This is a genomic window from Amycolatopsis cihanbeyliensis, from assembly GCF_006715045.1.
GTDB classification, from domain to species: domain Bacteria; phylum Actinomycetota; class Actinomycetes; order Mycobacteriales; family Pseudonocardiaceae; genus Amycolatopsis; species Amycolatopsis cihanbeyliensis.
In genome coordinates this window covers 1,641,062-1,654,288 of record NZ_VFML01000001.1, presented here as the reverse complement: position 1 = coordinate 1,654,288, position 13,227 = coordinate 1,641,062, and the positions used below count along the sequence as shown (strand labels likewise).

The 13,227-nt window shown below is 68.7% G+C and carries 18 protein-coding genes and 1 pseudogene; 11 read left to right on the top strand and 8 right to left on the bottom strand.

Features of this window, described 5'->3' with window-relative positions; genetic code table 11:
- Nucleotides 1-116 precede the first annotated feature (116 nt).
- From FB471_RS07280 to FB471_RS34965, 3 genes are all read right to left on the bottom strand, one after another.
- Entirely contained in the window at nt 117-941 is an 825-nt protein-coding gene (locus FB471_RS07280; RefSeq protein WP_142001647.1) for a DUF72 domain-containing protein, read from the bottom strand.
- Nucleotides 942-1,071: 130 nt separating this feature from the next.
- Nucleotides 1,072-1,287, bottom strand: coding sequence for a hypothetical protein (locus tag FB471_RS07275; protein WP_425457039.1), 216 nt, complete (start codon nt 1,285-1,287; stop codon nt 1,072-1,074).
- The gene (locus FB471_RS34965; RefSeq protein ID WP_141996571.1) at nt 1,263-1,748 is read right to left on the bottom strand and encodes a hypothetical protein; all 486 of its coding nucleotides are present in this window, start codon (nt 1,746-1,748) and stop codon (nt 1,263-1,265) included. The genes FB471_RS07275 and FB471_RS34965 overlap by 25 nt, the downstream gene beginning before the upstream one ends.
- Between FB471_RS34965 and FB471_RS07265 the strand changes: the two genes are divergently transcribed.
- From FB471_RS07265 to FB471_RS07250, 4 genes and pseudogenes are all read left to right on the top strand, one after another.
- Nucleotides 1,690-2,457 carry a helix-turn-helix domain-containing protein gene (locus tag FB471_RS07265; RefSeq protein WP_141996570.1) on the top strand — a complete coding sequence of 256 codons (768 nt, stop codon included), beginning with the start codon at nt 1,690-1,692 and terminating at the stop codon, nt 2,455-2,457. The two genes, FB471_RS34965 and FB471_RS07265, sit on opposite strands and share 59 nt — an antisense overlap.
- A 64-nt stretch (nt 2,458-2,521) precedes the next feature.
- Nucleotides 2,522-2,905, top strand: a pseudogene (locus tag FB471_RS07260) (dihydrofolate reductase family protein); the annotation flags it as partial.
- Between the two features lie 255 nt (nt 2,906-3,160).
- The gene (locus tag FB471_RS07255) at nt 3,161-3,766 is read left to right on the top strand and encodes a dihydrofolate reductase family protein (protein WP_141996569.1); all 606 of its coding nucleotides are present in this window, start codon (nt 3,161-3,163) and stop codon (nt 3,764-3,766) included.
- 150 nt (nt 3,767-3,916) lie between these two features.
- On the top strand, nt 3,917-4,258 hold the full coding sequence (locus FB471_RS07250; protein WP_141996568.1) for a hypothetical protein: 342 nt from the start codon (nt 3,917-3,919) through the stop codon (nt 4,256-4,258).
- A gap of 1 nt (nt 4,259) precedes the next feature.
- Here FB471_RS07250 and FB471_RS34960 read toward each other — a convergent pair whose 3' ends face one another.
- From FB471_RS34960 to FB471_RS07230, 5 genes are all read right to left on the bottom strand, one after another.
- Nucleotides 4,260-4,517, bottom strand: coding sequence for a tyrosine-type recombinase/integrase (locus FB471_RS34960; RefSeq protein ID WP_246076278.1), 258 nt, complete (start codon nt 4,515-4,517; stop codon nt 4,260-4,262).
- 131 nt (nt 4,518-4,648) lie between these two features.
- Nucleotides 4,649-4,933 (bottom strand): hypothetical protein, encoded by a 285-nt coding sequence (locus tag FB471_RS34955; protein WP_246076277.1) that lies wholly within the window; start codon nt 4,931-4,933, stop codon nt 4,649-4,651.
- Nucleotides 4,930-5,151: a heavy-metal-associated domain-containing protein gene (locus tag FB471_RS07240; RefSeq protein ID WP_141996567.1), complete on the bottom strand. Its 222-nt coding sequence runs from the start codon at nt 5,149-5,151 to the stop codon at nt 4,930-4,932. Before FB471_RS07240 ends, FB471_RS34955 begins: the two co-directional genes overlap by 4 nt.
- A gap of 108 nt (nt 5,152-5,259) precedes the next feature.
- On the bottom strand, nt 5,260-5,532 hold the full coding sequence (locus FB471_RS07235) for a hypothetical protein (protein ID WP_141996566.1): 273 nt from the start codon (nt 5,530-5,532) through the stop codon (nt 5,260-5,262).
- A gap of 14 nt (nt 5,533-5,546) precedes the next feature.
- Nucleotides 5,547-5,933, bottom strand: coding sequence for an ArsR/SmtB family transcription factor (locus FB471_RS07230; protein WP_141996565.1), 387 nt, complete (start codon nt 5,931-5,933; stop codon nt 5,547-5,549).
- A gap of 124 nt (nt 5,934-6,057) precedes the next feature.
- Here FB471_RS07230 and merA point away from each other — a divergent pair, with 124 nt between their 5' ends.
- From merA to FB471_RS07195, 7 genes are all read left to right on the top strand, one after another.
- Nucleotides 6,058-7,473, top strand: a complete 1,416-nt coding sequence (merA, locus tag FB471_RS07225; RefSeq protein WP_141996564.1) for a mercury(II) reductase — start codon at nt 6,058-6,060, stop codon at nt 7,471-7,473.
- A 24-nt stretch (nt 7,474-7,497) separates the two neighbouring features.
- Nucleotides 7,498-8,130, top strand: a complete 633-nt coding sequence (merB, locus tag FB471_RS07220) for an organomercurial lyase MerB (RefSeq protein ID WP_141996563.1) — start codon at nt 7,498-7,500, stop codon at nt 8,128-8,130.
- 144 nt (nt 8,131-8,274) lie between these two features.
- Nucleotides 8,275-9,906, top strand: coding sequence for a radical SAM protein (locus FB471_RS07215; protein WP_141996562.1), 1,632 nt, complete (start codon nt 8,275-8,277; stop codon nt 9,904-9,906).
- Complete coding sequence (locus tag FB471_RS07210; protein ID WP_141996561.1) at nt 9,903-10,712, top strand: class I SAM-dependent methyltransferase; 810 nt, start codon at nt 9,903-9,905, stop codon at nt 10,710-10,712. The genes FB471_RS07215 and FB471_RS07210 overlap by 4 nt, the downstream gene beginning before the upstream one ends.
- Before the next feature lie 43 nt (nt 10,713-10,755).
- On the top strand, nt 10,756-11,850 hold the full coding sequence (gene nrtS / locus FB471_RS07205) for a nitrate/nitrite transporter NrtS (RefSeq protein WP_211357979.1): 1,095 nt from the start codon (nt 10,756-10,758) through the stop codon (nt 11,848-11,850).
- Nucleotides 11,847-12,398, top strand: coding sequence for a carboxymuconolactone decarboxylase family protein (locus FB471_RS07200; RefSeq protein ID WP_141996560.1), 552 nt, complete (start codon nt 11,847-11,849; stop codon nt 12,396-12,398). The genes nrtS and FB471_RS07200 overlap by 4 nt, the downstream gene beginning before the upstream one ends.
- The gene (locus FB471_RS07195) at nt 12,395-13,087 is read left to right on the top strand and encodes a CDP-alcohol phosphatidyltransferase family protein (RefSeq protein WP_211357978.1); all 693 of its coding nucleotides are present in this window, start codon (nt 12,395-12,397) and stop codon (nt 13,085-13,087) included. The genes FB471_RS07200 and FB471_RS07195 overlap by 4 nt, the downstream gene beginning before the upstream one ends.
- Nucleotides 13,088-13,227: the final 140 nt, after the last annotated feature.

The window sequence follows — 13,227 nt, the reverse complement described above, 5'->3', positions numbered from 1 at the left end:
TCAGGGAACCATCGAACGTCCGCTGTAGCCGCTGGTCGGTCGTTCATCGGCACATGCTGCGGTAGCGCCGTCGTCGTACCCGAAGGTGAGTGGCTCCTGCCCGATGGTGGTGTCGGTCAGAATAGGGTGGCGGGCTCGACCGGCTCCGGCTCGGGCAGTGCGTCGAGGCCGGGCACCTGCGCTCGCACGTCGTCGTGGAACCTGCGGGCGAGTGCCGGTGCGTCGTCGTTGTCGGGGGTGTGCAGGAAAACGGTCGGTGACCGGCCCTCGCGCAGCCAGTCGGCGACCACCGCGGTCCACGGCCGCCACCCCTCGACCGTCTCCTCGACCGAGTCCCGGCCCAGGTAGCGCACGATCGGCTGGTCGGTCAGTGCCCGCGTCCGGCGCGGCAGCCGCGGTTTCTTGGTCCAGGCATCCCGCTCGGCCGCACTGGTCGGCGGGCTCTGGAAGAAGACCGTGGTGTCGAACGGCACCCACTCCGCGCCTGCGTCGGCGAGCGCTCCCTCCAGCAGCGAGGTCGAGCCGGCATCGGTGAAGAACCCGGGATGGCGCACCTCCACGGCGCGCCGGCGGTCGGCGGGGAGCCGGCGCAGGAAGCGGCCGAGGGCATCGACGTCCGAAGGGCCGAACGAGCCGGGCAACTGGGTCCACAGGACCGCCCGTTCGCCGAGGGGTTCGATCGCGTCCAGGAACGCCCGCATCTCGGCCTCGACCCCGACGAACCGGCGCTCGTGCGTGACGACCTTGGGCAGCTTGACCACGAACCGGAAATCGGGGCCGGCCTGTTGCGCCCACGCCGCCACGGTGCTCCGGGCGGGAGTCGCGTAGAAGGTCGTGTTGCCCTCGACCGCGTTGCACCAGCCGGCATAGGCCCGCAAGCGCTCCCCGGCCGGCAGCGACCGCGGCAGGAACCGCCCGGGCCACGCCTGGTGGGTCCACATCGCGCAGCCGACATGAAGACGTGCCACTCCGCCAGCTCCCCTCGATCGTGAGTGAAACAGTATGGTGCCAGCCCGGCGCGACGGCGGCAGCCGAAACCGTCAGCCCTCGTAGCGTCTGAGAGTTTGTCGGTCAATTGTCGGTCGAGTCTTCGGAGAAGATCTCGCTGAGGGCGTGACGCGCGTTCCTGGCCGCCTCGTCGGCGCGGCCCATGGTCCGAGCGCAGGCGACGAGTGTCTTCCACAGCGCCCAACCGCGTCCGCGCGCCCATGTCGCCTCGTCGATGGACAGTTGCTCGCGGAACGCCCGCCGGCCGTCGGCGGTCAGCAGCGTCCAGGCGATGGCCATGTCGCAGGAGGGGTCGCCGACACCGCAGGTCCCGAAGTCGATGACTGCTGCCAGTGCCCGACGTCGAGCAGGAGGTTGACCGACGACTGCCCGGTCTGCCCGCTTCCCTGGGTCGCCGCGAAGGAGTTCCGGTCGGTGACGTCCACCTCGGGGTGGTGCGCCAGTGCCGCGTGCAGCGCGGCGGGGTCGGCGCCGTCGACGAGGACGTAGTCGTTCAGCCCGGTGGTGGTGTGCTCGACCACGACCTGGTTGGGCAGGGTCACGTCGCCGAGCCCGAGTCCGTTGCCGTAGGTGGTGTGCTCGACCACGACCTGGTTGGGCAGGGTCACGTCGCCGAGCCCGAGTCCGTTGCCGTAGGTGGCGATCACCTCGGCCGTGTAAGGGGTGCCGTCGCCGAGCCGGATGGTGGTGGTCGAGCCGACGTTGACGCCGAAGGTGTCGGCGGCGTTGCTCGTCGTCAACCTTGGGGTGCCGTTCCGCATCCGCGCCGGCGCCGACATCGAGACGGCTGAGTACGCCGACGGCTGCGTGGTCACCATGCCCACCCGGGCGTGGGAGTTCGGCTACCCACTTCGGACCCGGTCCGTCGGCGTGCACGTCAAGCCGTGGGGGCTGGCGCCGTTCCTGCCGATGCCCGCGGCCGAGCTGTGTGACCGGCCGGTGACGGTAGAGCAGGTGTGGGGTCGGCCCGCCATTGCTGAGCTGCGGGACCGGCTGGCCACGGCGGAGCGACCGCACGAGATGCTGATGCTGCTCGAGGAGGAGCTGATGCGACGGCTGTGCGAGACCGCCGGCCTGGGGCTGGTCCGCCACACGAGCAGTGTCATCGCGGCGACCAGCGGGGCGGTGCCGGTCGGCGACGTGAGGGTGGCAGCCGGTGTCAGCAGCACTCATCTGGCACAGCGGTTCAAGGAGCTCGTCGGCGTCACGCCGAAGCGGCTGGCCCGCACCTACCGCTTCTTCGTCACCGTGTTCGCGATCAAATTCGCCGGACCGATCGACTGGGGCGACCTCGCCGGTGGCGCAGGCTACTTCGACCAGGCCCACTTCGGCCATGAGTTCCGGGCGTTCACCGGGCTCACGCCGACCCGGTACGTCGACGTCCGGCGGCGGTTCCTGCGCGAACATCCCGGCCACGCGCTGGACAGCTGGCCGTTGCCGGCCGATTGATTTCTTACAAGAGCGACAGCTCACGACACGCTAATTTGGGGCACCCCAAAGAGAGGAGGGCCCCGTGGGCACGGTGGTCATGTACAGCTCGGTGTCGGTGGACGGCTTCGTCGCGGACGAGCACGACCAGCCCGGACCGCTGTTCGACTGGTTGTCCAGCGGTGAGCCTCCGGGCGGGATCGACCACATGGTCGTCGTGACGCACCGGCCGAAGCCCGAGGGCTGGCACCCCGAGGCGCCGTTCCACTTCGTCGACGGCGTCGAGGCAGCCGTGGCCAAGGCGCAGGAGCTTGCCGGTGACCGCATGGTCGTGGTCTCCGCTGCCGAGGCCGGTGGCCAGGTGCTTACCGCGGGCCTGGTCGACGAGGTGCGTATGGACGTCGTACCCGTGGTGCTCGGATCCGGCAAGCGCTACTTCGGGTCGGTCGACGCGCAGCACCTGCTGGAGGATACTGTGGAACGACGGTCGAATGACGGTGCTGGATGGAGGCGCGTTGGTCTGGGCTCCCGGCGTTCGGCCTCGCGTACCGCACGGGCGGCACGGTCGAGCCCAGCTGGCGGCGCTTGCCACGCTGCCTCCCACTCCTCGGACGAGACGATCGCCTGCAGCGTCATGGGTTTCCTCGTTACCCCACAGCGCGGCCGATGAGTTCGTGGCTCCCGGCTGGTCCAAGGTCGTGACACCCAAGGAAAGGATACCGCCATGTCAGAGCTTCTCGTCGACTTCATCACCTCCCTCGACGGCTACGCATCGGGAGAGGGCTGGCCCGGATTCTGGGGTCTCGAGGGCCCGGAGTACCTCGCATGGCTCGGCGAGCAGCCCGAGGTCACCCACCTGATGGGAGCGAACACCTACCGCCAGATGTCGGGCTTCGCCGCCGGCGAGGTCCCGAATGGCCAAGACGAGTTCAGGGCCGAAGAAGAGGCGTCCATCGACGAGCTCACGCAAGCATCCAAGGTGGTGTTCTCCTCCTCACTCGAGGAGCCACTGACGTGGGCCAACTCCACGCTCATCCGCGACGACGCTGTCGAGGCGGTCCGCGCCATGAAGGAGAACGGCTCGGGGCTCCTCAGCACGATCGGCAGCCTCAGCCTGTGCCGGTCCCTGCTACGAGCCGGACTCGTCGACCGCTTCCGAGTCGTGATGTTCCCGGTGATCACCGGGGCCACGGGCGCAGAACGCATCTACGACGGCTACCCGGACGTCGCCCTCGAGATGATCGAGCACCGCACCTTCGACGGCGGCATCCAGCTGGTCGAGTACAAGCCCCGTGTGCTCGAGCACCCGCCGCTCGGCGCCCCTGCGTGACGTCGCCCCGTCCGCTCCGGATGAGACCGAACTCGTCTGCACATACTTAAATCTGCTGCGCGAACGGAGTCGGAAAGAGTATGTGATCAAATTGAGACTGCGCTGGGTGCTGAATTTTCAGTGGGCTGGCAGGCGGTATGGTTAATCTGCGTGCTGCAGAAAGTTATTGAGGCTGGTTCTGCCGTTTCCAGTGGCCTTTGGGGGCTAGTTTGCGATATTGCTGAAGACGAAGAAGCTGACTGGATTGCTCGTGCGGCTGCTCTTGGGCTTATCGGACATGGCGGCGAGCTTGATCGTTCGCTCTACCTTCGTATGTGGTCGAGGATGCCGATTTCGTTGCGTCCTGACTTGGCAGATGCTACTTGCGTGTGCGCTGCGCGGTTTGCCGACGAAACATGGGCGCATGCCTTCGTGGGGACCCTCGATTCTGATCCGGTTCTTCAGGTTGTTGTCGTAGCGGCCCGAGAAAATTATCAGGCAAAGATGAGCTGATCTAAGATTTCTGGCTCTCTTTAGGATTACTTTGCCTGAACGATGTTGGTTTGTGTAGTCGCGAACCGAGTATCTTAGCAGCTTTACGATCACTGGCAGCGACCCAGGCAGCGTATACGCGGAGGGTTGTGGCGCCGCCTCCGCCGTGGCCGAGGCGTCCGGCGACGGTACGTAGGTCGATTCCGGCGGAGAGCAGTTCGGTTGCGCTGTAGTGGCGTAGCGTGTGTAGGTGGGTGTCTATGCCGAGGCGTGTTGCCATGTCCTTGTATCGTTGCGTGACGGCGTTGGGGGGAGTAGGGCTCGGAGTGGTCCGGTGCCTTGGTTCCGGAGAAGACGAACAGGTCGTCGGTGAACTTCCGACCCAGCTCCTTCGGTCGTTTCTGGACGCGCTTACGGTGCTCCTTTGAGTAGTACCACGGTTTCCGAGTCGAGCGCGATGCGTCGATTCTGGTGTGTCTTGGTGTCTTGCTCCTTGCCGCGTACCCAGTTACGGCGGAGGTCGATCACCTCGGCGTCCAGGTCGATTCGGGAGAACCGGAGTCGGGTCTTCTCGATCGTGCCGGTGCACAGCGAGCAGTGCAGCCCCGCGAGCTTCGCGCGGATCCGCCGATGCCCCTCCCGCGGGCTTGGCTCGGACTCCCACAGCCGGGCACGGTCCTCGGCAGCGGTCGTCATGGCATAGCCTCCTCGACCACCTCGAAGCCTGCCGCCTCGATCCGTTCCACCTGCACGTCCCGGCCGGGTAGCTTCGCGCCCACGCTGACCTCCACCCGGCCGGAGGTGTGATCGGCGGTCGCCGTACGCACCCCGTCCACGCGTTTCAGCACCGCGGCCACCCGCTGTTCACACGCGCCGCACTCCATGCCCCGCACGTCGAGCTCCACCCTGCCCATGACGCCTCCTAGCCCTATGGCCTGCGTTTCTCGTGTCGTCGTGGCACGGTATGACTTTGCCCCTGGGGGAAGGTCAACACAGGAACACCCGGCGACCGATACCGGCTGTCACGGGCCGGAAGGCCGGTCATCGCCGTCGGGATAGGAACGATCGGATGGATCACGGGTGCTGGTGTGTCCGCGGCGGTGCCGTCTGCGGATCTGCCATACGACGACGACCGCCGCGGCCAGGGCGGCGCCGATGACCCACGGGTTGCCCAGCCAGGCACCGAGCGCGCCCAGCGCGCCCGCGGCGATCAGGGCGGGCGCGGCACAGCACAACACCAGCACCGCCCCGAGTCCGAGCGTGGCCAGCACACCCCGCTTGTTCGTGGTGGCCATTGGTCCTCCCTCGCTCAGTTTCGCCTCGGCGCGGTCTCGGGGCCGTCGATGCGCTCGCAAGTGGCCAGGGCAGCGCAGTTGTCCGCGGCCAGCGCGCGGGCCAGCGTCACCAGTTCGGCGACTCGCGGGTCGGCCACTCGGTAGTAGCACCACCGGCCTGCGCGGCGGGCCTGGACGTAGCCGCAGTCGGCCAGACATGCCAGGTGGGTCGATACTCGCCCTTGGGACAGCCCGATGTGGGCCACGCAGTCGCTGACACTGTGCTCGCCGTCGAGCAGGAACTCCAGCAGCCGCAGCCTGCTTGGATCACCCAGGGCGCGGAAGAACTTCGCCACCGTGCCGACCTCGTCCCCCTCGCCCAGCAGCCCGGTACCGGCGGCGATGCCCGTGGTCTCGCTCATGCGGCGTTCCTCCCAACCATCCTTCACATATTCGTCAAGGCGGATACTATGGGACAGTATACATCCGCAGAGGCAAATACGACGAGGTAGGCCGCTACCTCCGTGTGGAGACGAGGCGACGGGTATGGCCTTCGAACTGGCGATCATCGGCTCCGGAGGCTCGGCGTTCGCCGCCGCGATCGCCGCGCGGCGATCGGGCCGTTCGGTGGTGATGGTTGAGCGCGGCATCGTGGGCGGCACGTGCGTGAACACCGGGTGTGTGCCGTCGAAGGCGTTGCTGGCCGCCGCCGAGGCCCGGCAGGTGGTCCTGTCGGCCGACCGGTTCCCGGGGATTCGGGCCAGCGCGGACGAGGTCGCCTTCGCCGAGCTGATCGCGGGGAAAGCCGACCTGGTGGCCGGGATGCGGCAGGAGAAATACACCGCGTTGGCCGCGGAGTACGGCTGGGAGATCGTCGCCGGCCAGGCCCGGTTCGGCGAGGGTCCGGCCCTGGATGTCGCGCTCGCCGGGGGAGGGACGCGCCGGATCGAGGCCGAGCATTATCTCGTCGCTACCGGCTCGGCACCGTGGACGGCGCCGGTGGACGGGCTGGAGGAGGTGGGCTACCTGACCTCGACCACCGCCATGGAACTGCCGGCTCTGCCCGAGTCGATGCTGGTGGTTGGCGGTAACTATGTCGGGCTGGAACAGGCACAACTGTTCGCACGTCTCGGGGTGCGGGTCGATGTCGTCGAAATGCTGGAGCGGCTGGCGCCGACCGAGGAACCCGAGATCTCTGCCGCACTCGCCGAGATCTTCCTGGACGAGGGGATTGGCGTGCACGAGGGCACGGTCCTCAGTCAGGTGCGTCGCGAGGACGGGCAGGTCGTGGCCGAGTTGCGCGACGCGGAGGGTGCTACCCGCCAGCTGCGGGCCGACGAGTTGCTGCTGGCCACCGGTCGCACACCGGTCACCGGCGGTCTGGGTCTGGATGCCGTGGGGGTGCGTGTCGGTGAGCGCGACGAGATCGTCGTCGATGAGCGGTTGCGCACCGATAACCCCCGGATCTGGGCGGCCGGCGATGTGACCGGGCATCCGCAGTTCGTCTACGTCGCCGGCGCGCACGGCGCGGTCGTGGTCGACAACGCCTTCCACCACGCCGAACGCAGGCTCGACTACCACCATCTGCCGCGGGTGACCTTCACCGGTCCTCAGGCCGCCGCGGCGGGGCTCACCGAGGCCGAGGCCCAGGCGCGGGGTTACGACTGCGAATGCCGGGTGCTGCCGCTGGGACACGTGCCCCGCGCGCTGGTCAACCGCGACGCCCGAGGGCTGGTCAAGCTCGTAGCCGAACGCGGCACCGGGCGGCTGCTCGGAGCCCACGTGCTCGCCGACGGCGCGGGCGAGGTGATCGCCACCGCCGTCTACGCCCTGCACAACCAGATGAGCGTCTACGACATGGGCGAACTGTGGTGCCCGTACCTGACCATGGCCGAAGCCCTCAAACTCGCCGCGCAGACCTTCACCCGCGACATCACCAAGCTTTCCTGCTGCGCCGCCTGACCCACCACACCCGAAAGGCTTCCCATGACCACCGAACGCGACCGGCTTGCGGCCACAGTGGAAGCAGTGTTCGGCTGCGAACGGAACACCGCCCACGGCTGGCACGGTGCGCCACTGCTGCGGCTACTGGCCCACGGCGAACCCGTCGAGGTCGAGAACCTGGCTGAGGCTTACGGTCGGCCGGTGCACGAGGTACGGCAAGCGCTTGCCGAGGTACCGGACATCGAGTACGACGAGCACGGCCGGATCGTCGGCGCCGGTCTCACCCTGCGCCCCACCCCGCACCGGTTCGAGATCAACGGGCACGTGCTCTACACCTGGTGCGCCATGGATACCCTCATCTACCCGCGGCTTCTCGCCCAGCCGGCCCGGGTCACCTCCCCGTGCCATGCCACCGGAACACCCATCCGCCTCACGGTCGATGACACCGGCGTGACCAGCGCTGATCCCGTCACCGCCGTCGTCTCGCTGGTCACGCCGGACGACCTCACCTCCGTGCGCACCGCCTTCTGTAATCACGTGCACTTCTTCGCCAGCTCCGTGACGGCGCGGCCGTGGCTTGACCGGCACTCCGAAGCGGCTGTGCTCCCCATCGCTGAGGCGTACGACCTCGGCCAACGGGTCGCCCCGCCAGAGACTACGACCCCGCCGTCCTGAAAACCGCTGGTTGACCGCGCCTGCGGGCAGCGAGGCGCCGGTGCGCGGCCCGTCGAGTGTCCGCGCGCTGACATTCGGGATGCGTTCCGGCACGATCGTTGCTGAGCTGGGCTCTGCACGATCACCAACGTCGAGGAGCGGCCGGTGGCGGATCAGAAGCGGGATCGGGACGAGGTGTTCGTCGAGTACACCAAGAGCATCTGCCCGGTGTGCAAAGTGGTGGTGGACGCGCAGGTCAACATCCGCGAGAACAAGGTGTACCTGCGCAAACGCTGCAAGCAGCACGGGCCGTTCGAGGCGCTGGTGTACGGGGACGCGCAGGCGTACCTGTCCTCGGCGCGGTTCAACAAACCGGGCACGATCCCGCTGACCTTCCAGACCGAGGTGAAGGACGGCTGCCCCTCGGACTGCGGCCTGTGCCCGGAGCACAAGCAGCATGCCTGTTTGGGCATTATCGAGGTCAACACGAACTGCAACCTGGACTGCCCGATCTGTTTCGCCGACTCCGGTCACCAGCCGGACGGCTACTCCATCACGCCTGCGCAGTGTGATCGGATGCTGGATGTGTTCGTGGCCTCGGAGGGTGAGGCGGAGGTGGTGATGTTCTCCGGTGGGGAGCCCACCATCCACAAGAATATTCTCGACTTCATCGATCTGGCCCAGGGCAAGCCGATCCGCAACGTCAACCTGAACACCAACGGGATCCGGCTGGCCACGGACAGGCGGTTCGTGGCCGCGTTGGGGGAGCGCAACGGCCGGGCGGGAAAATCGATCAATATCTACCTGCAGTTCGACGGGTTCGACGAGCGCACCCACCGGGAGATCCGGGGGAAAGACTTGCGGGAGCGCAAGCGGCAGGCGCTGGACAACTGTGCCGAGGCGGGGTTGACGGTGACCCTGGTGGCCGCGGTGGAGCGCGGGTTGAACGAGCACGAGCTGGGCGACATTGTCGAGTTCGGGCTGGGGCATCCTGCGGTGCGGTCGGTGTCGTTCCAGCCGGTGACCCATTCCGGGCGGCATGTGGAGTTCGACCCACTCACCCGGCTGACCAACTCCGATGTGCTGGAACTGATCGCGCGGCAGCGGCCGGACTGGTTCCGTACCGAGGACTTTTTCCCGGTACCGTGCTGCTTCCCGACCTGCCGCTCGATCACCTACCTGCTGACCGAGGGAACCCCGGGCGAGCCGGGTTTCGGGGTGGTGCCCATCCCCAGGTTGCTGCGAGTGGAGGACTACCTGGACTACGTGTCCAACCGGGTGGTGCCCGACTACGCGATCCGGGAGGCGCTGGAGAAGCTGTGGAGCGCCTCGGCATTCCCTGGCACCGAAACCACCGAGGAGCGGTTGCGGGCCACCGCAGAGGCGCTGGACTGTGCCGACGCGTGCGGGGTGAACCTCCCGGGTGCGCTGGCCGATCTGACCGAGCGGGCGTTCATGATCGTGGTGCAGGACTTCCAGGACCCCTACACGCTCAACGTCAAGCAGCTGATGAAGTGCTGCGTCGAGGAGATCACCCCGGACGGCCGGCTGATCCCGTTCTGTGCCTACAACTCCGTCGGGTACCGGGAACAGGTGCGGGCGCAGCAGTCCGGGGTCAAGGTCGCTGACGTGGTGCCGAACGCGATCGAGCTGCAACCCCTCGTCGTGGACTCGCCGTACGGCTCCAAGGTCGCGAGCGGGCCGGACGCGGCGGGCAGCGACAACGGCAATGGCGACGGTGCCCGACCCCTCGCCCCGGACAGCACCAACGTCGGGCGCCGGGCGGTCGAGCCATGAGCCGCGCAGGCGACGCCGGCACCTCGGCGGAGATCAAAGCGTGCTGCACGGCCGCCTACGGCAGCGACGCGGTGGCACTGCTGCTCGGCGAGTCCTACCACCCTGGCGGGCTCGCGCTGACCAGACGGCTGGCCGCTGCGCTCGAGTTGGGTGGCGGACAGCGAGTGGTCGACGTCGCCGCCGGTTCCGGCGCGACCGCTCGGCTGCTGGCCACCGAGTACCACGCCACGGTGGATGGCGTCGATCTCGGCGAAGACACGGTGCGGCGGGCACGGACCGCGGCGGAGAAGGCGGGCCTCGCCGAGCGGACCCGGTTCCACCTCGGGGACGCCGAGCGGATCCCGCTGCCCGACGGTGTCTTCAATGCCGTGTTCTGTGAGTGCGCGTTCTGCACCTTCCCGGACAAGCCGACCGCGGCCACCGAGTTCGCCCGACTGCTTCGCCCGGGAGGCCGGGTCGGGATCACCGACGTGACCATCACCGAGGCCGGGCTACCCGAGCAGTTGCGCACGCTGACCGCCTGGATCGCCTGCATCGCCGACGCCCGGCCGCTGGAACAGTACGCGGACATCCTCGCCGACGCAGGCCTCACCACCATCCGCACCGAGCGGCACGACGACGCGATCGCCGGCATGATCGACCAGATCGAGGCCCGGCTGCGGCTGCTGCGCATGACCGCACCCGACCGGCTGGCCGAGGCAGGTGTCGACATCGAAGCCGTGCTGCGCTACACCCAGCCCGCCCGGCAGGCCGTGGCCGACGGCGTGATCGGCTACGGCCTGCTGGTGGCGCGGAAGCCCGGATGAGCAACAGCCGAACGGTGCGGGCTTCGTTGCCGGTTGCCCGACCGTGAATCGCCCGCCTTCCGGCGCGGAGGTGGCTTGCCGGCACGTCGGCAGCGACACCTGCGCCAGGTGCAGCTGGAGCCGACCTGGTGAGGCGCTCGCGCTGGTGCTGCGCGGGCGGACGGCGGGTAAGGCGCTGCCGGTCGCGATCGTGGTGGGCACCGTGCTCTCGCTGGTGAACCAGGGCGCGGTGATCATCGACGGGACCGCGGCGGCTGATACGTGGTTTCGGGTTGCGGTGAACTACGCGGTGCCGTTTATCGTGGCCAGCGTGGGTTACCTGTCGGGGCGGCGGATCCGGCCGGACGCGGCGGGATGGTGCCGCTACCTGGCCAGGTATCACGACGAGCGGCCGGGAATCACCGAACGCGTGCTGAACGTGGCGGCGGCGCGCGGGGTCGGCTCGCCCTACCGTTGGCTGGTCGAGCCGCTCCGGTCGAGTCCCGGCCCGATCCTCGACCTGGCCTGCGGCTCGGCCCCCACCCGTGACCTGTTGCCGGATGCGCGATGGCTGGGGGTCGATACCTCGTGGGGCGAGTTCGGGCTCGCCACGGCGGCCGGCAGGGGACCGGTGGTGCTGGGCAGGGCGGATGCGCTGCCGGTGGCCGAGGACGCGGTCACCGACGTGTGCGCGGCGATGTGCCTGCCGCTGCTGACCCCGCTGGAAGGCGTGCTCGGCGAGGTACGCAGGGTGCTGCGACCCGGTGGGCGGATCGTCGCGCTGGTGCCGTCCCGACTGGGCTGGCACCCGGTCGGCGCCGCCCGCTGGCTGCGCGTGTTCCGGGCGCTGGGCATTCACGATCAACCCTGGCCCAACCCGCAGGCGCGTGACGGGCTGGCACCGCTGCTGCGAGCGCACGGCTTCGTCGTCGACAGGTGCGAGCACAAGGTGTTCTGGCGGGAGGTCGACACACCGGAGCAGGCTGCGCTGATCGTCGACGGGTTGTACCTGCCGGAAGCGGAGCCGGGCCGGGTGGAGCAGGCGAAGCGAGCGCTGGGTTCGCGGGCACGGCCCGGCCGGAGGTTGCCGTTTCCGCTCCGCCGGGTTGTCGCCCAGCTACCGGACCACGAACCGGAGAAAGAGGGTTCCCCACCGTGACCTACCTTCCCTCGTTGCCCGAGGGCGCCACGCTGCTGGACGTGTTCCGCTCCTACCCGCAGACCTCGGCGCCGCTCGTGGACTACCACCAGGTGCTGCTGCGCGGCCCCTCCCCGCTCAGCGTGGCCGAGCGGGAGCTGATCGCCGCCTATGTATCCGGGTTGAATGCCTGCCACTACTGCCACGGTGTGCACACCGCCACCGCGGAGGCGTTCGGTATCGCCGAAGGGACGCTCACCGCGTTGCTGTCCGATGTCGACACGGCGCCGGTCGAGGACTGGATGAAACCGTTGCTGCGCTACGTCGGCAAGCTTACCCTCACCCCGAGCCGCATGACCGATGCCGACGTCGACGCGGTCCGTGCCGCGGGATGGGACGAGCGGGCCCTGCACGACGCGGTCTCGGTCTGCGCGCTGTTCAACTTTATGAACCGGCTGGTCGAGGGCCTCGGCATCACCGCGACCGGGGACTACTTCGCGACCTCCGCGCAACGGCTGACCGAAGGTGGTTACGCCGGGTTGAAGAAGCTGTTCGACCAGGAACCGTGAGTCAGCTGACCGACCGGCTGCTGGGCGAGCCGGACAGCAGGGCGGCGACGAACGCGCTGCTCGCCGAGGTACGCGCGGGGCGGTGGGGGCCCCGAGCCTGGGTGAGGTTCCTCGCCGACGCCACACGGCGATCCGTGCACCAGGCCCGCCGGCACCCGCGCGCGCTGGCCGAGGTCACCGCGCTGCACGTGCTGTTCGCCGTACTCGCTGACCGCCGCGGCCGGGCCTGGGTGGCGGTGAGCTGGGGCATGGCCGCCAGTCACCTCGGCCTGCTCGAACAGCGCAGCTCGATCGGCCTGGCCAGCACAATCACCCTCGCCAGGGCAAACCTGCCCGCGTTGGCCGGTGGGCGGTGGGTGTCCGGGCTCGCGCTCGGCAGCGACCTCGCCGACGGGTGGCTCGCCCGCGGGCTGGGCGCGGAGTCGCGGTTCGGCGCGGCCGCGGACTCGCTGGCCGACGCCGCCTTCTGGACCTGGTTCACGCTGCGCCACGAGCCCAGCCACCGGGTGCGTGCCATGGCGCTACTGGCGTGGCTGGCACCGGTTGTCGCGGTGACCGCGGCCAGCGCGCGACAAGGCTCGATGGTCGACGCCCCGCGCCCGGTGGTGCTGCGTCCGGCCGCGGCGTTGCAGGCGGTACTCACCGCCCGCGGGATCTTCTCGTCGACTTCGACGCCCAGGTACGACTGAACGGGCCGCGTCACGCCATATTGGACGATCATCCTAGGTGCCGTGAATGGTCACGCTTGTGACAGTTATTCGCGATCGCCGGTGCGGTCTTCGGGTAAGCGAAATTCATGGGTGCTGGGGCGGGTTTCCTTCGCGTCAAC